We start from the raw sequence: 19675 nt of genomic DNA, 5'->3' as shown, positions 1-19675 counted from the left end.
ATGACCGAGTCGCTGACGGCCTTCGAATTGCTGCTGCAGATTGATCAGCGTTGTCGTCTGCTGGCGGCGGACCTGCCGTCCCAGCCGACTCGACAGGACAGCTGGAGCGGCATCGGTTTTCGCTTGGGCGAGCACGGGTACGTCGCGCCCATGGGCGAAGTCAGCGAAGTCCTGCACGAACCGCGCGTTACTCAAATGCCGGGGGTCAAGCCCTGGGTCAAGGGCGTAGCGAACCTGCGTGGGCGGCTGCTGCCGATCATGGATGTGTACGGCTTCTTTTATGGTTATGAGGCCGGCCATGAACTGTCGGCCCTGCGCAAGCAGCGGCGGATACTGGTGGTGGAGCACAACGACGTGTTCGCCGGGTTGCTGGTCGATGAGGTCTTCGGCTTGCAGCACTTTGCCCAGGACAGCCTGGAGCCGGTGCCCATGGACGAGCTGCAGGGGCCGATTGCGCCGTTCGTCAAAGGCCGCTTTCAGCGTGAGCAGAATTGGCAGGTGTTCAGCCCGTTTGCGTTGGCGCAGTCGCAAGGTTTCATAAATGTAGCGCTATAGCCGGGGCGTAGGTTGAATTGGGCAGGACAGGCGAGGACCGATGATTAAAGCAAACGCAGGTACGCCGGAAGGGTCGCGCAGCCGGTCGCAGATCATTGTGCTGTTCATCGCACTGATCATCTTCATCATGCTGCTGTTCGCCAACTTCGCGTACCTCAACACCCAGGCGAATTACGACAAACAGTACATCGGTCACGCCGGTGAGCTGCGCGTGCTGTCGCAACGCATTGCCAAGAATGCCACCGAAGCCGCCGCCGGCAAGGCTGCGGCGTTCAAGTTGCTCAGTGATGCGCGCAACGACTTCGCCCTGCGTTGGGGCTATCTGAAAAAAGGTGATCCCTCCACCGGCCTGCCGCCGGCACCGTCCACCGTGCGCCCGGAAATGCGCGCGGTGCAGCTGGATTGGGAGCGGCTGCTGAAAAACACCGACGCCATTCTCTCCAGCGAACAGACTGTATTGTCGTTGCATCAAGTTGCCGCGACCCTGGCCGAAACCGTGCCGCAGTTGCAGGTCGAGTATGAAAAGGTCGTCGAAACCCTCCTGCAACGTGGCGCCCCGGCCGCTCAGGTGGCGATGGCCCAGCGTCAGTCGCTGCTGGCCGAGCGGATTCTCGGTGCAGTGAACACCGTGCTGTCCGGCGACGAAAATTCGCAGCAGGCCGCCGACGCCTTCGGTCGCGACGCGGCGCGTTTCGGCCAGGTACTCAACGGCATGCTTCAAGGCAATGCGGCCCAGAAAATCAGCCAGGTCGAAGACCGCGATGCCCGTGCCCGGTTGACCGAGATTTCCGAGCTATTTGAATTCGTGTCGGGCTCGGTGGACGAAATCCTCGAAACCTCGCCGGAGCTGTTCAAGGTCCGCGAATCGGCCAGCAACATTTTTACCCTGTCGCAAACCCTGCTCGATGAAGCTTCGCACTTGGCCAGCCGTTTCGAAAACCTCGCCGGCGGGCGCAACACCGATACCATCGGCGGCTACGTGCTGGGTTTGCTCGCGTTGATGTCGATCATCCTCATTGGCTTGGTGATGGTGCGCGAAACCAACCGTCAGTTGCGTGAAACCGCTGAGAAGAACGAGCGCAATCAGAGCGCGATCATGCGCCTGCTGGACGAAATTGAAGACCTGGCCGACGGTGACCTGACCGTGACCGCCTCGGTGACCGAAGACTTCACCGGGACCATCGCCGACTCGATCAACTATTCCGTCGACCAACTGCGCGATCTGGTGGCGACTATCAACCTCACCGCCGGCCAGGTCGCCGCCGCCGTGCAGGAAACCCAGGCCACCGCGATGCACCTGGCCCAGGCCTCGGAGCATCAGGCGCAGCAGATTTCCGAAGCCTCCATGGCGATCAACGACATGGCCAAGTCCATCGATCAGGTCTCGGCCAATGCCGCCGAATCCTCAGCGGTGGCCGAGCGCTCGGTGGAAATTGCCAACAAGGGCAACGAAGTGGTGCACAACACCATCCACGGCATGGACAATATTCGCGAACAGATTCAGGACACCGCCAAGCGCATCAAGCGCCTCGGTGAGTCTTCTCAGGAAATCGGCGACATTGTCAGCTTGATCGATGACATTGCCGATCAGACCAACATCCTCGCCCTCAACGCGGCTATTCAGGCGTCCATGGCCGGTGACGCCGGGCGCGGTTTTGCGGTGGTGGCCGACGAAGTACAGCGGCTGGCCGAGCGCTCGTCCGCGGCGACCCGGCAGATCGAAACGCTGGTGCGGGCAATTCAGACCGACACCAACGAAGCGGTGATTTCCATGGAGCAGACCACCACCGAAGTGGTGCGTGGCGCGCGTCTGGCGCAGGATGCCGGAGTGGCCCTGGAAGAAATCGAAGGCGTATCGAAGACCCTCGCGGCACTGATCCAGAGTATTTCCAACGCCGCGCAGCAACAGACGTCTTCGGCCGGCCAGATTTCCCTGACGATGAACGTGATCCAGCAGATCACCACGCAGACCTCGTCTGGCTCCACCGCCACCGCCGAGAGCATTGGCAACCTGGCGAAAATGGCCAGCCAGCTGCGGCGTTCGGTGTCCGGTTTCACCTTGCCGGCCAAGCCTGCGCAAGCTGCGGACAACGCTTGAACCGCCTCAGGGCGTATGCATTTGATTGGAGTAGTTATGGGTGATCGGCACGACTATGTGGCCCTCGAATGGGTCAAAGGCGAGATTGCCGAAACGCTGAAGCAGGCTCATCAGGCGATCGAGACCCTGATCGACGACCCGCAGGCGACGCACGCGCTGAGTGAGTGCCTGGCCTGTGTCCATCAGGTGCACGGCAGTTTGCAGATGGTCGAGTTCTACGGCGCGGCGCTGCTCGCCGAAGAGATCGAGCAACTGACCAGCGCCTTGCAGCAGAACCGCGTCAGCCATCGCGACGAGGCCATTCGTCTGCTGCTGCATGCCCTGGGGCAATTGCCGACTTACCTCGACCGGGTGCAAGGCGCCCGGCGTGACTTGCCGCTGGTGGTGTTGCCACTGATCAACGACCTGCGCAGTGCCCGTGGTGAAAGCCTGTTGTCGGAAACCAGCCTGTTCAGCCCGCAACTCCCGGAACTGCCGCCCCTGAGCGAAGAAGCCCTGGCGCTGCTGGAGCCGTCCGACTTGCCGAATGTGCTGCGCAAGTTGCGACAAATGCTGCAGATGGCGCTGGTGGGCTTGCTGCGCGAGCAGGATGACGAAACCCACTTGGCTTACCTGGCCAGGGTTTTTGCACGCCTTGAAGGGCTGTGCGGCAATGCGCCGCTGAGCCCGTTATGGCACGTCGCTTCGGCGCTGGTCGAAGGCATGCGCAATGGCTCGATCGCCAACAGCCCCGCGTTGCGCAGCCTGTTCAAGGAGGCCGACAAAGAGCTCAAGCGTCTGCTCGAGCAAGGCATGCCCGCGATCAATCAACCGGCACCGCCAGAGCTGCTCAAGAGTTTGTTGTTCTATATTGCCAAGGCCGAACACCCCACCGGGCAGATGCTGACCATGAAAGATCGCTACTCACTGGACGACGCGCTACCCGACAGTGCGATGGTCGATGAAGAACGGGCGAGGCTGGCCGGCCCTGATCGCGACGCCATGCGCTCGGTATTGGCGGCGTTGTGCGAAGAGCTGGTGCGGGTCAAGGAGCGCCTGGACCTGTTCGTGCGCAGCGACCGCCAGCACACCTCGGACCTCGAAAGCCTGCTGGCGCCCCTGCGGCAAATCGCCGACACCCTGGCGGTGCTCGGTTTCGGCCAGCCGCGCAAGGTCATCATCGATCAACTGGCGGTGGTGCTGAGCCTCGCCCAGGGCCAGCGCGAACCCAACGACGCGACCCTCATGGACGTCGCCGGGGCCTTGCTCTATGTCGAAGCGACCCTGGCCGGCATGGTCGGCACCGTGGAACCGGAAAGCCAGGAAGACAGCCGTCTGCCGACCACCGACCTGACGCAGATCCACCAGATCGTGATCAAGGAAGCGCGCATCTGTCTGCAACAGGCCAAGGATATGATCGTCGACTACATCGACGCCGACTGGGACCGTCAGCATTTGCAGCCGTTGCCGGCATTGCTGACCCAAGTGCGCGGTGCGCTGGCGATGATTCCGTTGGCCCGCGCGGCGAGCCTGGTCGAGGCCTGTAACGGTTTCATCCGCGAGCATCTATTGGTGGACCCGGGGCAGCCCGGCTGGCAGCAACTGGACAGCCTGGCCGACGTCATCACCAGCATCGAGTATTACCTGGAGCGCCTCAGCGACGACCCTGAAGCGCCGGGGGAACAACTGCTCGATGTCGCGGAAAAAGGCCTGGCCGCACTCGGCTGTTTCCCCAGCGAACAACACGTGCCGATGCTTGAGGATGTGCTCAGCCCCAGTGAAGCCCTGGTGATGCAGGACATGCAGGAGCTGGACGACCCCGAAACCGTCCAGTCGTTGGCCGATGTACTGGCCAGCCCGGTGTCGTCCGTCAACCCGCCGGCACTGACGATGCCCGGTAGTCTGTTGCCGCCGCCCGCCGATGAACAACCGGTGGACGATGAACTGCGGGAAGTCTTCCTCGAAGAAACCGACGAGGTTCTGGAAATCCTCCGGGAGTACCTGCCGCGCTGGTCGGCCAATCCCGACAGCACATCGGTTTTGAGTGAATTACGCCGCGCCTTCCACACCCTCAAGGGCAGTGGCCGGATGGTCCGCGCGTTGGTGCTGGGCGAGCTGGCCTGGGCGGTGGAAAACCTGCTCAACCGCGTGCTTGAACACAGCGTTGCACCTTTGCCTGCAGTGCAGCAACTGGTGGGCGACGCGCTGAAGTTGCTGCCGGAACTGGTGGCCGAGTTCGCCGCCAACGCCCAGCGCCAGCGCAACGATGTCGATCAATTGGCCGCCCGCGCCCATGCCCTCGCCAAGGGTGATGAACCGCTGTCCGATGAGGACGCACAGGATGTCGCGGCGCTCGATCCGCTGTTGCTGGAGATCTTCCGCAACGAAGCCGAAACCCATTTGAACAGCCTCAATCGCTTCCTCGATCAGGCCGCCGAGCACGTACCGCTGCAGGCCAGTGACGAGTTGCAGCGAGCCTTGCACACCCTCAAGGGCAGCGCGTCGATGGCCGGCGTGCTGCCGATTGCCGAGCTGGCGGCGTCGCTGGATCAACTGGCCCGGGAGTACAAGGCGCACCGGATTGCCCTCGATCTGGACGAAGTCGAGTTGCTGCTGGAAGCCGAAGGCTTGTTCCGCCTGGGGCTGCGACAGCTCAAGAGCGACCCGCTGGCCGAAATCCCCGGCGCCCGTTCGTTGATTGAACGCACCCGGACATTGCTGGCCGAACATCTGCAAAGCCTGTCGAGCGCGCCCGGCACGGGGCTGCGGATCAAACGCGACCCGCAACTGATCAACAACTTCCTCGCCCAGGGCATGGACATCCTGCTGGACGCCGAAAGCCTGTTGCAGCGCTGGCAGCAGCACCCCGGCGAGCGCCAGGAACTCAGCGCGCTGCTGGACGAATTGACCACTCTCGGTGAAGGCGCGCACCTGGCCGACCTGCATCCGGTGGACGAGCTCTGTGAAGCCTTGCTCGATCTCTATGGCGCTGTGGAAGAAAGCAGCCTGGCGGTCAGCGACAGGTTTTTCCACGAGGCACAAAGTGCCCACGAAGCGCTGATCAACATGCTCGATGAACTGGCTGCCGGCCAGGAAGTCACTGCGCAACCGCAGCGGGTGCGGGCCTTGCGCGACTTGCTGGATGAGAGTCTCGACCCATCCTCCATGGGCCTGATTCGCAGTGATGGCAGCCGCACCCTGAGCATTCGAGAGCTGGGCAGCGCCACGGCCGAGCTGGAGCAGGCCGCGACTGAGGTAGATCTGGACGACGAAATCGTTTCGATCTTTCTTGAGGAAGCGGTGGATATCCTTGAAAGCGCCGGCCAGGCCTTGCAACGCTGGTTGAGCGACCCGGAAAACGCCGCGCCGCTACTGTCTTTGCAGCGCGATCTGCACACCCTCAAGGGTGGTGCGCGGATGGCCGAGGTCGAGCCGGTCGGCGATCTGGCCCATGAGCTGGAAAGCCTTTATGAAGGCCTGGTGGACCGCCGTTACAGCCACAGCGAAGCGCTGGCGCAGTTGCTGCAACAGAGCCATGACCGACTGGCCGTGTTCCTCGAACAGTTGCAGCACAACCGTCCGTTGGGCGATCCGGGCGAATTGATCGAGGCCATTCGTGAGTTTCGTCTGGGTAATGCCGGCAGTGCCGAGGTGATCGAACCGGCGGCCAGCAACGACTCGGCGGGGCATGATCCCGAGCTTCTGGACATCTTCCTCGAAGAAGGTTTCGACATCATTGAAAACTCTGGCGCAGCATTGTTGCGCTGGCAGGCCGAACCATCGAATCGTCAAGAAGTGGAAACCCTGCTGCGCGACCTGCATACCCTCAAGGGTGGCGCGCGAATGGTGGAGATCGCGCCGATCGGCGACCTGGTCCATGAGCTGGAATTCCTCTACGAAGGCTTGTCCGCTGGCGCGCTGCAACCGACCGCGACGCTGTTCGCGCTGTTGCAAAGCAGCCATGACCGACTGGCGCAGATGCTCGACGCCACCCGCGCCGGTCAGCCACTGCCACCGGCCGATCAGCTGATCGAGGCGATCAAGAATTTCAGCCATCCGGCGGTGCCCGAAACACCGACACCGGTGGCGATGCCCGCGGCGCCCAAAGCCGAGCCAGCCACGCTGCAACCCGAAGCCGCCGATACGGTCAAGGTCTCGGCGGAGTTGCTCGACGACCTGGTCAACCTGGCCGGGGAGACTTCGATCTTCCGTGGCCGTATCGAACAACAGGTTAACGATGCACGGGTGGCCCTGAGCGAGATGGAAACGACCATCGAGCGTATGCGCGACCAGTTGCGCCGCCTCGATACCGAAACCCAGGGACGGATTCTCAGCCGTCAGCAAGTCGAGGCCGAGCGCCTGGGTTATGAAGAGTTCGACCCGTTGGAGATGGACCGTCACTCGCAGCTGCAACAGCTGTCGCGGGCATTGTTCGAGTCCGCCTCCGACCTGCTCGACCTCAAGGAAACCCTCGACCGGCGCAATCAGGATGCGGAAAACCTGCTGCAACAGCAGGGCCGCATCAACACCGAATTGCAGGAAGGCCTGATGCGCACGCGCATGGTGCCGTTCGAGCGAATGCTGCCGCGTTTGAAGCGCATCGTCCGTCAGGTTTCCAGCGAACTGGGCAAGGATGTGGAGTTCATCGTTGGCAACGCCGAAGGCGAGATGGACCGCAACGTCCTCGAGCGCATGGCCGCGCCGCTGGAACACATGCTGCGCAACGCCGTTGACCATGGGCTGGAGTCGGCCGAGGTGCGGATCGCGGCCGGTAAACCGGCCCAGGGCAAGATCACCCTCGACCTGTCGCGAGAGGGCGGCGACATCATTTTCGACATCTGCGACGACGGCGCCGGCGTGCCGCTGGACGCCGTGCGGCGCAAGGCGATCAAGCGCGGGCTGCTCGCCCCGGACAGCGACATCAGCGACCGCGACGTGCTGCAATTCATCCTGCAACCGGGGTTCTCCACCGCCGAGAAAATCACCCAGATTTCCGGGCGTGGCGTGGGCATGGACGTGGTTCACGAGGAAGTCCGGCAGCTCGGCGGGACCATGAGCATCGACTCGACTTCGGGGCAGGGCGTGCATTTCCGGATTCGCTTGCCGTTCACCGTGTCGGTCAATCGCGCGCTGATGGTGCAATGCGGAGAGGATCAATACGCGATCCCGCTGAACACCATCGACGGCATCGTTCGCGTGCTGCCCAACGAACTCGAAGGGCACTACCGGCTCGATCCACCGAGCTACGAATACGCCGGGCAACGCTATGAGCTGTGCTACCTCGGCGATCTGCTGAAAACCAGCACCCGCCCGAAACTGCTGGGCCAGAACCTGCCGTTGCCGGTGTTGCTGGTGCAGTGCAACGAGCGGCACGTTGCGGTGCAGGTGGACGCCATGGCCGGCACCCGGGAAATCGTGGTCAAAAGCCTCGGCCCGCAGTTCGCCGCGGTGCAGGGTTTGTCCGGTGCGACGATCCTGGGTGATGGTCGGGTGGTGCTGATTCTCGACTTGCTGGCACCGATCCGCGCGATGCAAGCGCAGGTGCCGCAACGGCCGGTGACCCAGGACATAGAGCCCGAGGCGCAACGGCCGTTGCTGGTGCTGGTGGTCGATGATTCGGTCACCGTGCGCAAGGTCACCAGCCGTCTGCTGGAACGTCACGGCATGAACGTGCTGACCGCCAAGGACGGTGTTGACGCCATGCTGCTGCTGGAAGAGCACATGCCCGACCTGATGCTGCTGGACATCGAAATGCCACGCATGGACGGCTTCGAAGTGGCGACCCAGGTGCGCGCCGACGAACGCTTACAGCATCTACCGATCATCATGATCACCTCCCGCACGGGTCAAAAACACCGCGACCGCGCCATGGCCATCGGCGTCAACGACTACCTCGGCAAGCCGTATCAGGAATCGGTGCTGCTCGACAGCATCGCCCGCTGGAGCAAAACCCATGCATGAGCACCGCTCCAGCAACCTTACCGGCTTGCTACTGCCTTTGGCCGACCGCAACTTGATCCTGCCCAACGTCGCCGTCGCTGAACTCATCGACTATCAGCCGGGGGCTTTCGATCTCGATACACCGCCGTGGTATCTGGGGCGGGTGACGTGGCGGGAACGGCAGATTCCGTTACTCAGTTTTGAGTCGGCGTGTGGCAGCAAAGTGGTGATCGGCGAGCGGGCGCGGATCGTCATCCTCAACGCCCTCGGCGGGCGGCCTGAGTTGAAGTTCATTGCGCTGCTGGTGCAGGGGATTCCGCGTTCTTACAAGCTCGATAGTCAGTTGAGTTATGTCGACGTGCCGTTGTGTTCGCTGGAAAAGGCGGCGGTGCAGGTGGGGGAGCAAGTGGCCAAGGTGCCTGACTTGCTCGCGCTGGAGGAACTGCTTGTAAGTGCGGGTCTGGTCTGACCGGATCCCTGTGGCGAGGGGGTAGTGCGTTAAACCCCGGCCCGAGCCTTCATCTGCAACGACTCATGATGATCCAGCACCCGCTCCACCAACAACTGCACGCCATCGGCCAAACGGCTGAGCGCCAAGGCTACAGAGCGGCGTGAGCCTTCCACATCGTCCGCCAGATCGGCAGCAATGGCGCTAATAGACAGCAGGTCTTCGGAGGCGTTGGCCAGAAGGGCTTCGGTGTCGATGTCGGGGGAGACGCTGAAGAGGCGGAGTTTGCGGCGTTTGGCCGGTTTTTCGTGGAGCGGAGGGAAGTAATGGGAGAGGGCGCGGTCGGCGGCTTCCTTCATTTTTTCTGCGTCGAGGGATGCTTGGGAATCAGTGTCGGTTTCCGGGGGATTGGGAGTAGCTTTGAACATAGTGAAGCTCCATTTAATGAGTTTCAGCTGCTCCATCGGGTTCCAATCGAAGGGGTGGCAGCTGTACGCGGGCTGGAACCCGGGCAAACGGACAAAACCCGACAGACACTAAGGTCTCCCGCGCACAGCCGCCATAACGGAGTGCACACATTAAAGGTGCGCAAGCATACGTTATGAAAGGCGCTTTTGCCTCGTTAACACCACGGGGTTCCAATCCCGGTCGCTGCGGTTGGCAGCGACCCCCAAACGATAAAGATCAACGCCAAAGCGTACCAGTCAGCGGCTTCCGGCATTGCTGTAGGCAGCGACGCACGACTGTGTAGCCTCACACCGTTCCTGCCGACAAACTTTTAAACACAAAACCCCAGGCTGTCGGACCTCCCTGTGGCGAGGGGGCTTGCCCCCGTTGGGTTGCGAAGCAGCCCCAAAACCTGCAACCGAGGTGTATCAGGTACACCGATAACAATGGTTTTACGACTGCTGCGCAGCCGAACGGGGGCAAGCCCCCTCGCCACAAAGGTTTCTGCATTAGGTTGAAGATTCCCAAAAAGGGACCTATCGTTCCTTTTTTGGGACTTATCGGTCGTTGCCGTGAAAAACCTGTCATTGAGCGAAGCCTTGTTCACCACTACTCAGCAAAAAGTGTTGGGCCTGCTGTTCGGTAAACCCGACCGAAGTTTTTACGCCAACGAGATCGCCCGCTGGGCTCAAGTGGGTAAAGGCAGCCTCATGCGCGAGCTGGACCGGTTGCAGCGGGCAGGCGTGCTGATCATGACCCGTCAGGGCAACCAGACCCACTATCAAGCCAATCCCGACTGCCCGATCTATGCCGAACTGCTGGGCATTGCCCGCAAAACCTTTGGTATTACCGAGCCTCTGCGTCAGGCGCTTCAACCCTTTGCCGAACAGATCACCTGGGCATTTGTGTACGGCTCTATCGCCAAGGATCAGGCAAACGCATCCAGTGACATTGATCTCATGCTGATCGGCGAGGGCCTGCACTACAGTGAAGTGATGGAGCGGCTTATACCGATGGAGGAGCAGTTGGGCCGCGTCCTCAACCCGACGCTCTACACCCCCGACGACTGGGCCGCAAAACTGGCGGCTGAAAATAGTTTTGTCGTGCGGGTAGCGCAGCAGGACAAGATCAATCTGATGGGGGGAAACCCTTTGGAGTCCAAGGATGGGCAGCAACGAGAACCTGGAAAACCTGTTACGTAGTGGTGGACTGAAGGCTGAGCCGCCGGATCGCAAGGAATGCGAAGGGCTGATGCGTTCGGCTGTGGACCGATTGAAGGACGCCCAAACGTCTTCACTTTCCTTCGCGAGTCGTTTCGACCTGGCTTACAACGCTGCCCATGCCCTTGCACTGACGGCTCTTCGCTTGTGCGGCTACCGTTCAGACAAACGCTATCTGGTGTTTCAGTGCCTGGTTCATACCGCTGATATTGGCAAAGTACAGGTTCGGCTATTCGCCCTGTGTCATGAGCGACGAAACCTGGCGGAATACGAAGGCTATATGGATGAAGATCCGGCGTTGTTGGCGCAGCTATTGGAAAGCACCGAGCAACTATTGATTCGCGTACAGCAGCAGATGATCTGACTGTAGTGCTCCGTCATTAAAAACTGCGGGAATTGTTCGGGCCCCTTCGCGAGCAAGCCCGCTCCCACAGTTTGACCGAGTTCTTAGCAACTACTCGATCAAACTGTGGGAGCGGGCTTGCTCGCGAAGGCGTCGGCACGGGCAACGAATCCCGACAACCATTACCCTGACCGTAACGATCCAACACGCTGCTTGATTGATGCCCTACACCCAACACTCCTAAGGTGACTCCCACGACAGCGAACCCGTGGAGTGGTCATGACAACAACAATATCCCCCGACTCGCGATGGACGCGGCGGCGCAGCGAAAAGCAGCGGCGTCTCGAGCTGGTGAAGGGGCTTGCCGACGGTGTGGTGTTGCCCACCGACAAGATCGTGGCGGCGCTGGAGGCGTTGATTCTGCCCGGCGATCGTGTGGTGCTGGAGGGCAATAACCAGAAGCAGGCGGATTTCCTGTCTCGCTCCCTGGCCAAGGCCGATCCGGGCAAGCTACATGATTTGCACATGATCATGCCCAGCGTCGGGCGCTCCGAGCACCTGGACCTGTTTGAACGCGGCATCGCGCGCAAGCTCGACTTTTCGTTCGCCGGCACCCAAAGCCTGCGCATCAGCCAGTTGCTCGAAGACGGTTTGCTGGAAATCGGCGCGATCCACACCTACATCGAACTCTATGCGCGACTGGTGGTGGACCTGATCCCCAACGTCGTGCTCTCGGCCGGTTTCATGGCCGACCGCGCCGGCAACATCTACACCGGCCCAAGCACCGAAGACACGCCCGCGTTGATCGAACCGGCGGCCTTCAGTGACGGCATCGTCATCGTTCAGGTCAATCAACTGGTGGACGATGTTAGCGACCTGCCTCGCGTGGATATCCCCGCGTCCTGGGTCGACTTCGTGGTAGTGGCCGACAAGCCGTTCTACATCGAGCCGTTGTTCACCCGCGACCCACGGCACATCAAGCCTGTGCATGTGTTGATGGCGATGATGGCGATCCGCGGGATCTACGAAAAACACAACGTCCAGTCACTGAACCACGGCATCGGTTTCAACACCGCCGCCATCGAACTGATCCTGCCGACCTACGGCGAGTCCCTCGGCCTCAAGGGCAAGATCTGCCGCAACTGGACGCTCAATCCGCACCCAACCCTGATCCCGGCCATCGAAAGTGGCTGGGTCGAAAGTGTGCATTGCTTCGGCACCGAACTGGGCATGGAAAACTACATCGCCGCCCGGCCTGACGTGTTCTTCACCGGTCGCGATGGCTCCCTGCGCTCCAACCGGATGTTCAGTCAGCTCGCCGGGCAATACGCGGTGGACCTGTTCATCGGCGCGACCCTGCAAGTCGATGGCGACGGTCATTCCTCCACGGTGACTCGCGGTCGCCTGGCCGGTTTCGGTGGCGCGCCGAACATGGGGCACGACCCGCGCGGTCGTCGTCACGGCACGCCAGCCTGGCTCGACATGCGCCACACCGACGTGGCCGAGCCGATGCTCGAACGCGGCAAGAAACTCGTGGTGCAGATGGTCGAGACCTTCCAGGAGGGCGGCAAACCGACCTTCGTCGAAACCCTCGACGCGGTGGAGGTGGCGAAGAAAAGCGGCATGCCGCTGGCGCCGATCATGATCTATGGCGACGACGTCACCCATCTGCTCACCGAAGAAGGCATCGCCTACTTGTACAAGGCCCGCTCCCTCGAAGAGCGCCAGGCGATGATCGCTGCTGTCGCCGGGGTGACCGCCATCGGCTTGCGCCACAACCCCAAAGACACCGCGCGCATGCGCCGCGAAGGCCTGATCGCCTTGCCCGAAGACCTCGGCATCCGCCGCACCGACGCCACTCGCGAACTGCTCGCAGCGAAAAGCGTGGCCGATCTGGTGGAGTGGGCCGGTGGCCTCTACAACCCGCCCGCCAAGTTCAGGAGCTGGTAATGCACGCATTCAACCTGCAACCGAGAACGTTAACCCAGCCCTTGTCGATGCCCGAATGGCTGGCGGACCTGGCGGTGGACGCGCTGATCGACGAAGCGGACCTGTCGCCGAAACCGGCGCTGGTGGACCGTCGCGGCAATGGTGCGCACACCGATTTGCACCTCGGGCTGATGCACGCTTCGGCGTTGTCCCTGTGGCCGGCGTTCAAGGCAATGGCGGACGCGGCCATCGAGCTCGGTGAAGTCGGCCTGCCCCTGCGTGAAGCTGTCGGGTGCATTGGTCGTGAAGGCGAGCAAGTGATGCTCGCTACTACGGGCGGTGTGAACACCCATCGTGGGGCGATCTGGGCCTTGGGGCTTCTGGTCACGGCCGTCGCGCTGGAACCTGAATCCTGTGCCGCAAGCTCAATCGCTTTGCGCGCTGCACGCCTGGCCTTGCTCGACGACCGTTACTCGCCACGTCCTTTAAGTCACGGTGCCCAGGTCGCCCAACGCTACGGCGCACGCGGTGCCCGTGAAGAGGCACAGCTCGGTTTCCCGGCGGTGATTCAACGCGCATTGCCGCAACTCAAACGCAGCCGCGCCGCAGGCGTTGCTGAACAGAACGCCCGGCTCGATGCCTTGCTGGCGATCATGACGACACTGGCCGACACCTGTGTGCTCTACCGCGCCGGCGAAACCGGCCTGCACACCATGCAACTCGGTGCTCAAGCCGTGCTCGACGCGGGTGGCAGCGCCAGCCTCGCCGGTCGCCGCCGTTTGCTCGAGCTGGACCAACAATTAATCGCGTTGAATGCCTCGCCCGGCGGCGCTGCGGACTTGCTCGCAGCCTGTCTGTTCATCGACCGCATTGAGTCGTGCGACGGCATCTTCCAGGGAGCGTTTTGATGGAAACCTTATCCTTTGAATTCCCCGCCGGGCAGCCGCCACGGGGCAGGGCGCTGGTGGGCTGTGTAGGCTCGGGCGATCTGGAAGTGCTGATCGAGCCAGGGCTGGCGGGCAAGCTGACGATCCAGGTGCAGACCTCGGTCAATGGCAGCGAACAACGCTGGCAGCATCTGTTCGCACGGATGTTCGATGGCCAGACACCGCCGGCGATGGCGATTGATATCCACGATTTCGGCGCCACCCCTGGCGTGGTGCGCTTGCGTCTGGAACAGGGCTTTGAGGAGATTGGCCATGACTGACAGCGCAGCACTTCTCAACCCATTCCTTGAAAGGCAGAGCTTCGTCGAACTCGGTGCTCGGCAACGGGCAAAAGCGCTGCTCGATGCCGGCACCTTCCGCGAATTGCTCGACCCGTTTCAGCGCGTCATGTCGCCATGGCTCTCGCGCCAGGGCGTGGTGCCGCAAGCCGATGACGGGGTGGTGATCGCCAAGGGCAGCATTGGCGGTTTGCCAGTGGTGATCGCGGCCATCGAAGGCGCGTTCCAGGGTGGCAGCCTGGGTGAAGTCGGCGGGGCGAAGATTGCCGGTGCGCTGGAGCTGGCCGCCGAGGACAACCGCAAAGGCATTCCCACCCGTGCCGTGTTGCTGCTGGAAACCGGTGGCGTGCGTTTGCAAGAGGCCAATCTCGGGCTGGCGGCGATTGCCGATATTCACGCGGCGATTGTCGATCTGCGCCAGTACCAACCGGTAATCGGCGTGGTCGCCGGCAGCGTTGGCTGTTTTGGTGGGATGTCGATTGCCGCCGGGTTGTGCAGCTATTTACTGGTAACCCAGGAAGCACGCCTTGGCCTCAACGGCCCGCAGGTGATCGAGCAGGAAGCCGGGCTTGAGGAATACGACTCCCGTGATCGCCCGTTTATCTGGAGCCTGACCGGCGGCGAGCAACGGTTCGCCAGTGGCTTGGTGGATCGCTATGTCGCCGATGACGTGGCGCAGATTCAGCAGCAGGTCGGCGAATTGCTCAAGCAAGGTTTGCCGGCGCAAACCCGCAGCCGCCAGGCCGAATGGTTCCTGCAACGGCTGGCGTGCCTGGACGCCGAACCGCAAATCGAGCCGGCGACGGTTCGCGATCTGTATCAAGGAGAGCGTTCATGAGTTCGTATTCCCTGAGGGGCCTGAACTGGTTCAACGCCTTGAGCGCTGGCGCGAAATCGGTCGAAGGTTTGCCGGCTTCGTTGAACGTCGCCGACGGTGTACTGGGCGATCAGCCCGTGCGGTTTATTGCGGTGGTGGCCGACCCCGACAACCGCTTTGTCCGCGCCCGCAATGGCGAGGTGGGTCTGCTGGAAGGTTGGGGGCTGGCCAAAGCGGTGGATGAGGTGATCGAAGCCGATCGGGATAAACCGCACAAACGGGCGTTGATTGCCATCGTCGATGTGCCGAGCCAGGCTTACGGTCGGCGCGAAGAAGCGCTCGGCATTCATCAGGCCTTGGCCGGTGCGGCGGACAGTTATGCCCGCGCCCGACTGGCCGGCCATGCGGTGATCGGTTTGTTGGTGGGCAAGGCGATGTCCGGGGCGTTTCTGGCTCATGGGTATCAGGCCAACCGGCTGATCGCGTTGCGCGATCCGGGGGTGATGGTGCATGCGATGGGCAAGGCGTCGGCGGCGCGGGTGACGTTGCGCAGCGTCGAAGAGCTGGAGGCGTTGGCCGCCAGCGTGCCACCGATGGCTTATGACATCGATAGCTTTGCCAGCCTGGGGTTGCTCTGGGAAACCTTGTCGGTGGAGCAGATCGAGCAGCCGACCGCAGCAGATTTGGCGCGAGTGAATGAATGCCTGAACCAGGCGATTGGCGATGTCGCTGCCAGCGGTCGCGATCTGAGCAGCCGCCTGGGGGCGAGTAACCGCGCCGCGTCGAGCAAGGTTCGCCAGTTGCTGAGAGCGCAGTGGTGAACAGGTTTCTGCCCCACGACCTGCTTTGGGGGATGACCCCGGAGCAGTTGCCGGCGGATGCGCCTGGGTGGGTGGTCGAGTCGATCAGCGCGGGTCAGCCGGTGGTAGTTCGGCGCGCGATCACCGCGCCGGGTCAAATCGCGGTCGGAGTGCGTGGGCGCTTGCGTGAGCAGCGTTATGCAACGTCGATGGCCGTTGCTGCGATTTCTCATCGGGTACGGCCGGAAGAGCTCTGTCATGTCGAGAGCACTCGCAAGCTGCCGACCCTGCGAGCGCTGGCGCAACTGCGTCCGATGCTCGACGCCTGCGGTTGGGTGTGGGGTGTCAGCGGCAGCGCCGGGTTCGAATTGGCCAGCGGTTTTACGGCGCTCCATGAGCGCAGCGACCTCGACTTGATCCTGCGTACACCGCAGCCGTTGAGCCGTACTCAAGCGCGGGCATTGATGATGCTTCTCGGCAGCGCCGAGTGTTTGGTGGACATGCAATTGCAGGCGCCGAATGGCGCTGTCGCCCTGCGCGAATGGGCTAGCCCGTCGCAACGGGTTCTACTCAAGAACGCCCATCAAGCGTGTTTGGTCAACGATCCCTGGAACCCGCAGGAGCAAGCAGCGTGAGCAGCTTGCTGGTGTTCCCCGGCCAGGGCGCGCAGCAGCCGGGCATGCTCCATCGTTTACCTTGGGAAACGCTGATCGAGGCCAGCGAGGTGCTTGGCGAAGACGTCTTGCTGCTCGATTCTGCCGAGGCGTTGCAGTCGACAAGGGCGGTTCAGCTGTGCCTGCTGATTGCCGGCGTCGCCGCTTCGCGTCAGTTATCAATGGCACCGGATTACGTGGCGGGACTGTCCATCGGTGCCTACCCGGCGGCGGTGGTTGCGGGCGCCTTGAGTTTCAGTGATGCGCTGCATCTGGTCAGCCTGCGCGGTGAGCTGATGCAACAGGCTTATCCTCAGGGCTATGGCATGACCGCGATCATCGGTCTGGAACTGGCCACGGTGGAGGGGTTGCTGGCGCAGGTTCACTGTGTTGATACACCGGTTTACCTGGCCAACATCAACGCCGATAACCAGGTGGTGATTGCTGGCAGTGATTCGGCGATGAAAGCAGTTGCCGACCTGGCGCGCAGCCGTGGCGCCGGTCTGGCCAAGCGTCTGGCGGTCAGCGTGCCGTCCCATTGCCCGCTGCTGGAAACACCGGCGAACACCCTGGACGAAGCCTTCGCCAAGGTGCACTTGAAAACGCCGGCCCTGGGTTACCTGAGCGGCAGTCGAGCCCGGCCCGTCATCAACACGGATGCCTTGCGCGACGACCTGGCGTTCAACATGTGCCGCGTCGTTGATTGGCGTGGCACGGTGCAAAGCGCTTACGAGCGCGGCGTGCGTTTACAGATCGAACTGCCGCCCGGTGCGGTGTTGACCGGGCTGGCGCGCCGGGTGTTCGAGCAGGGCACCGTCATTGCCTTCGACGGTGCACGGCTCGATACCTTGCAGGCGCTGTTGCGTGAGGAGGGAAGCCGCCAACACTAGACCACCGACTCAGGCTTCGAACTACAAAAACAACAATTCCGACGATGCACTTTGAGGACTACAACAATGATTATTTACGGTGTGGCGCTGTTGGCGATCTGTACGCTGGCAGGGGTGATCATGGGTGACATGCTCGGCGTGTTGCTGGGTGTGAAATCCAACGTCGGCGGGGTCGGGATCGCGATGATCCTGCTGATCTGCGCACGGTTGTGGATGCACAAACGCGGCGGCATGACCAAGGATTGCGAGATGGGCGTCGGCTTCTGGGGCGCCATGTACATTCCGGTGGTGGTGGCGATGGCTGCGCAACAGAACGTTGTGACGGCGCTGCACGGCGGCCCGGTGGCGGTGCTGGCGGCGATCGGTTCGGTGGTGATCTGCGGTTGCACCATTGCGTTGATCAGCCGGACCCACAGAGGCGAGCCCTTGCCCGATGAGCCGGTGGAAGTCACCCCGGTTGGCACGCCCGTAGGAGGTCGCTGATATGTGGGATCTCATCGAGAAAGGTCTGGAACACAACGGTCTGGTCACAGCGTTCGCCTTCGTTGGTGTGATCATGTGGGTGTCGGTGGTGCTGTCCAAGCGCCTGACCTTCGGCCGGATTCACGGCTCGGCGATTGCCATCGTCATCGGCCTGGTGCTGGCCTGGGTCGGCGGCACCATGACCGGCGGGCAAAAAGGCCTGGCGGATCTGTCACTGTTTTCCGGCATCGGTTTGATGGGCGGCGCCATGCTGCGTGACTTCGCCATCGTTGCCACGGCGTTCGAGGTGCAGGCCACCGAAGCGAAAAAGGCCGGGATGATTGGCGTCATCGCGCTGCTGCTGGGCACGATTCTGCCGTTCATTGTCGGGGCGAGCATTGCCTGGGTGTTCGGTTATCGCGATGCGATCAGCATGACCACCATTGGCGCGGGTGCGGTGACGTACATCGTCGGGCCGGTGACGGGTGCTGCGATTGGGGCCTCATCCGATGTGATGGCGCTGTCGATTGCCACCGGGTTGATCAAGGCGATTCTGGTGATGGTCGGCACGCCGGTGGCGGCGCGCTGGATGGGCCTGGATAACCCGCGCTCGGCGATGGTATTTGGCGGCTTGGCCGGGACGGTGAGTGGAGTGACGGCCGGGTTGGCGGCGACGGATCGGCGGCTGGTGCCGTATGGCGCGCTGACGGCGACGTTCCATACCGGGCTTGGATGCTTGCTTGGGCCTTCGTTGCTGTACTTCGTTGTTCGCGGGATTGTCGGGTAGGTTCGAGAGTTGTACCGCCTATGATGACGCCTTCGCGGGCAAGCCTCGCTCCTACAGGGTATGTGTTGTGCCCAAATCCCGCGGTACTCCGAAATCCTGTAGGAGCGAGGCTTGCCCGCGAAGGCCTCGACACGGTCTCAAGCCTGGCGATTGGCATACATCCGGCATTCCGCCAACAGCGCCAGCAGATTCGGGTCACGTTCTTTGGCCTTGAGAAATACCACGCCAATGTGCTGCTGCAACCGGTACTTTTCCTGCAATGGAATCAGCTTCACCCGGTTTTCATACACCGCCGCAATCCGCCCCGGCAGCAGCGCATAACCCACCCCCGAGCTGACCATGCTCAGCAGGGTGAAGATGTCGTTGACCTGCATCGCGACCTTCGGCTCGAACCCCGCCTGCTTGAACACCCGAATACCGTCCTGGTGCGTGGCGAAGCCTTGGGTCAGGGTGATGAATGTTTCGTCGCGCACCTCGGCCAGGTCGACTTCGCTCCGCTGGGCAAAGGGCGAGTCCGCTGGGGTGGCGAGGAAGATGTCATCGGAAAACAGCGGGATCTGCTCGCAGTCCGGGTCGTTGACGCTGTCGTCCAGCGACACCAGGATCGCGTCGACTTCCATGTTCTTGAGCTTGTACAACAGGTCGATGTTCGAACCCAGGATCAGGTCGATATTGAGTTCGCTGCGGCGGATTTTCAGGCCCATGATCAGCTGCGGCACAGTCTTCACCGTCAGCGAATACAGCGAGCCGAGTTTGAAGCGTTCGGCGGAGAACCCGGCGGCTTCGCGAGTCAGACGCACGGTTTCGAGCACGTCCTGAATCAGCTTCTGCGCCCGCTCTTCCAGCACATAGGCACTTTCCAGCGGGGTCAGGTTGCGGCCTTCGTGCTTGAATAGCGGGCAGCGCAGGGCGCTTTCCAGGGAGTGGATGGCGCGATGCACGCTGACGTTGCTGGTCTGCAACTCGATGGCGGCGCGGGCCAGGTTGCCGGTGCGCATGAAGGCCAGGAACACCTCGAGTTTTTTCAGGGTCAACTCTTCATCGATCAACATGGGCCAGACTCTTATTCGAATGTCCCGATT

General features: G+C 62.1%; 17 protein-coding genes. 15 read left to right on the top strand and 2 right to left on the bottom strand.

Going from position 1 to position 19675, the window contains the following annotated elements:
* From AF70_RS16555 to AF70_RS16540, 4 genes are read left to right on the top strand one after another with little or no spacing between them, the layout of a single operon-like run.
* Positions 1 to 555, top strand: coding sequence for a chemotaxis protein CheW (locus AF70_RS16555; RefSeq protein WP_028939077.1), 555 nt, complete (start codon positions 1 to 3; stop codon positions 553 to 555).
* 40 nt (positions 556 to 595) lie between these two features.
* On the top strand, positions 596 to 2653 hold the full coding sequence (locus AF70_RS16550) for a methyl-accepting chemotaxis protein (protein WP_028939076.1): 2058 nt from the start codon (positions 596 to 598) through the stop codon (positions 2651 to 2653).
* 36 nt (positions 2654 to 2689) lie between these two features.
* Entirely contained in the window at positions 2690 to 8593 is a 5904-nt protein-coding gene (locus AF70_RS16545; RefSeq protein ID WP_028939075.1) for an Hpt domain-containing protein, read from the top strand.
* Complete coding sequence (locus tag AF70_RS16540) at positions 8586 to 9041, top strand: chemotaxis protein CheW (RefSeq protein ID WP_028939074.1); 456 nt, start codon at positions 8586 to 8588, stop codon at positions 9039 to 9041. The genes AF70_RS16545 and AF70_RS16540 overlap by 8 nt, the downstream gene beginning before the upstream one ends.
* 29 nt (positions 9042 to 9070) lie before the next feature.
* On the opposite strand, the gene AF70_RS16535 is transcribed toward AF70_RS16540, so the two are convergent.
* On the bottom strand, positions 9071 to 9448 hold the full coding sequence (locus tag AF70_RS16535; protein WP_019580627.1) for a DUF6124 family protein: 378 nt from the start codon (positions 9446 to 9448) through the stop codon (positions 9071 to 9073).
* A 591-nt stretch (positions 9449 to 10039) separates the two neighbouring features.
* Here AF70_RS16535 and AF70_RS16530 point away from each other — a divergent pair.
* The 11 genes from AF70_RS16530 to madM all read left to right on the top strand — a co-directional run bounded on the left by AF70_RS16530 (position 10040) and on the right by madM (position 18593).
* Positions 10040 to 10669, top strand: a complete 630-nt coding sequence (locus AF70_RS16530) for a nucleotidyltransferase domain-containing protein (RefSeq protein ID WP_028939073.1) — start codon at positions 10040 to 10042, stop codon at positions 10667 to 10669.
* Positions 10632 to 11051, top strand: coding sequence for a hypothetical protein (locus AF70_RS16525; RefSeq protein WP_019580629.1), 420 nt, complete (start codon positions 10632 to 10634; stop codon positions 11049 to 11051). The genes AF70_RS16530 and AF70_RS16525 overlap by 38 nt, the downstream gene beginning before the upstream one ends.
* Positions 11052 to 11309: 258 nt before the next feature.
* Positions 11310 to 12980: a malonate decarboxylase subunit alpha gene (gene mdcA, locus AF70_RS16520; protein WP_028939072.1), complete on the top strand. Its 1671-nt coding sequence runs from the start codon at positions 11310 to 11312 to the stop codon at positions 12978 to 12980.
* The gene (locus AF70_RS16515) at positions 12980 to 13867 is read left to right on the top strand and encodes a triphosphoribosyl-dephospho-CoA synthase (protein WP_028939071.1); all 888 of its coding nucleotides are present in this window, start codon (positions 12980 to 12982) and stop codon (positions 13865 to 13867) included. Before mdcA ends, AF70_RS16515 begins: the two co-directional genes overlap by 1 nt.
* Positions 13867 to 14166: a malonate decarboxylase subunit delta gene (locus AF70_RS16510; RefSeq protein WP_007941972.1), complete on the top strand. Its 300-nt coding sequence runs from the start codon at positions 13867 to 13869 to the stop codon at positions 14164 to 14166. Before AF70_RS16515 ends, AF70_RS16510 begins: the two co-directional genes overlap by 1 nt.
* The gene (locus AF70_RS16505) at positions 14159 to 15022 is read left to right on the top strand and encodes a biotin-independent malonate decarboxylase subunit beta (protein WP_028939070.1); all 864 of its coding nucleotides are present in this window, start codon (positions 14159 to 14161) and stop codon (positions 15020 to 15022) included. The genes AF70_RS16510 and AF70_RS16505 overlap by 8 nt, the downstream gene beginning before the upstream one ends.
* Positions 15019 to 15822: a biotin-independent malonate decarboxylase subunit gamma gene (gene mdcE, locus AF70_RS16500; RefSeq protein ID WP_028939069.1), complete on the top strand. Its 804-nt coding sequence runs from the start codon at positions 15019 to 15021 to the stop codon at positions 15820 to 15822. The genes AF70_RS16505 and mdcE overlap by 4 nt, the downstream gene beginning before the upstream one ends.
* Positions 15816 to 16436, top strand: coding sequence for a malonate decarboxylase holo-ACP synthase (locus AF70_RS16495; RefSeq protein WP_028939068.1), 621 nt, complete (start codon positions 15816 to 15818; stop codon positions 16434 to 16436). The genes mdcE and AF70_RS16495 overlap by 7 nt, the downstream gene beginning before the upstream one ends.
* Positions 16433 to 17344 carry a malonate decarboxylase subunit epsilon gene (mdcH, locus tag AF70_RS16490; RefSeq protein WP_028939067.1) on the top strand — a complete coding sequence of 304 codons (912 nt, stop codon included), beginning with the start codon at positions 16433 to 16435 and terminating at the stop codon, positions 17342 to 17344. The genes AF70_RS16495 and mdcH overlap by 4 nt, the downstream gene beginning before the upstream one ends.
* Positions 17345 to 17410: 66 nt before the next feature.
* On the top strand, positions 17411 to 17827 hold the full coding sequence (madL, locus tag AF70_RS16485) for a malonate transporter subunit MadL (RefSeq protein WP_028939066.1): 417 nt from the start codon (positions 17411 to 17413) through the stop codon (positions 17825 to 17827).
* 1 nt (position 17828) lies between these two features.
* Positions 17829 to 18593 carry a malonate transporter subunit MadM gene (madM, locus tag AF70_RS16480; RefSeq protein ID WP_028939065.1) on the top strand — a complete coding sequence of 255 codons (765 nt, stop codon included), beginning with the start codon at positions 17829 to 17831 and terminating at the stop codon, positions 18591 to 18593.
* A 137-nt stretch (positions 18594 to 18730) separates the two neighbouring features.
* Here the strand turns inward: madM and AF70_RS16475 are convergent, their stop codons facing one another.
* Entirely contained in the window at positions 18731 to 19645 is a 915-nt protein-coding gene (locus tag AF70_RS16475) for a LysR substrate-binding domain-containing protein (protein WP_028939064.1), read from the bottom strand.
* Between the last annotated feature and the right edge of the window lie 30 nt (positions 19646 to 19675).

This window comes from Pseudomonas sp. KD5 (assembly GCF_012932895.1).
Taxonomy (GTDB): Bacteria; Pseudomonadota; Gammaproteobacteria; order Pseudomonadales; family Pseudomonadaceae; genus Aquipseudomonas.
Note: the sequence above shows the minus strand (reverse complement) of the source record. Positions and strands in the feature narration are given on the sequence as shown.

Coding starts and splice junctions, on each gene's coding strand:
- AF70_RS16555 (WP_028939077.1), top strand. CDS start 1: ATGACCGAGTCGCTGACGGCCTTCGAATTGCTGCTGCAGATTGATCAG.
- AF70_RS16550 (WP_028939076.1), top strand. CDS start 596: ATGATTAAAGCAAACGCAGGTACGCCGGAAGGGTCGCGCAGCCGGTCG.
- AF70_RS16545 (WP_028939075.1), top strand. CDS start 2,690: ATGGGTGATCGGCACGACTATGTGGCCCTCGAATGGGTCAAAGGCGAG.
- AF70_RS16540 (WP_028939074.1), top strand. CDS start 8,586: ATGCATGAGCACCGCTCCAGCAACCTTACCGGCTTGCTACTGCCTTTG.
- AF70_RS16535 (WP_019580627.1), bottom strand. CDS start 9,448: ATGTTCAAAGCTACTCCCAATCCCCCGGAAACCGACACTGATTCCCAA.
- AF70_RS16525 (WP_019580629.1), top strand. CDS start 10,632: ATGGGCAGCAACGAGAACCTGGAAAACCTGTTACGTAGTGGTGGACTG.
- mdcA (WP_028939072.1), top strand. CDS start 11,310: ATGACAACAACAATATCCCCCGACTCGCGATGGACGCGGCGGCGCAGC.
- AF70_RS16515 (WP_028939071.1), top strand. CDS start 12,980: ATGCACGCATTCAACCTGCAACCGAGAACGTTAACCCAGCCCTTGTCG.
- AF70_RS16510 (WP_007941972.1), top strand. CDS start 13,867: ATGGAAACCTTATCCTTTGAATTCCCCGCCGGGCAGCCGCCACGGGGC.
- AF70_RS16505 (WP_028939070.1), top strand. CDS start 14,159: ATGACTGACAGCGCAGCACTTCTCAACCCATTCCTTGAAAGGCAGAGC.
- mdcE (WP_028939069.1), top strand. CDS start 15,019: ATGAGTTCGTATTCCCTGAGGGGCCTGAACTGGTTCAACGCCTTGAGC.
- madL (WP_028939066.1), top strand. CDS start 17,411: ATGATTATTTACGGTGTGGCGCTGTTGGCGATCTGTACGCTGGCAGGG.
- madM (WP_028939065.1), top strand. CDS start 17,829: ATGTGGGATCTCATCGAGAAAGGTCTGGAACACAACGGTCTGGTCACA.
- AF70_RS16475 (WP_028939064.1), bottom strand. CDS start 19,645: ATGTTGATCGATGAAGAGTTGACCCTGAAAAAACTCGAGGTGTTCCTG.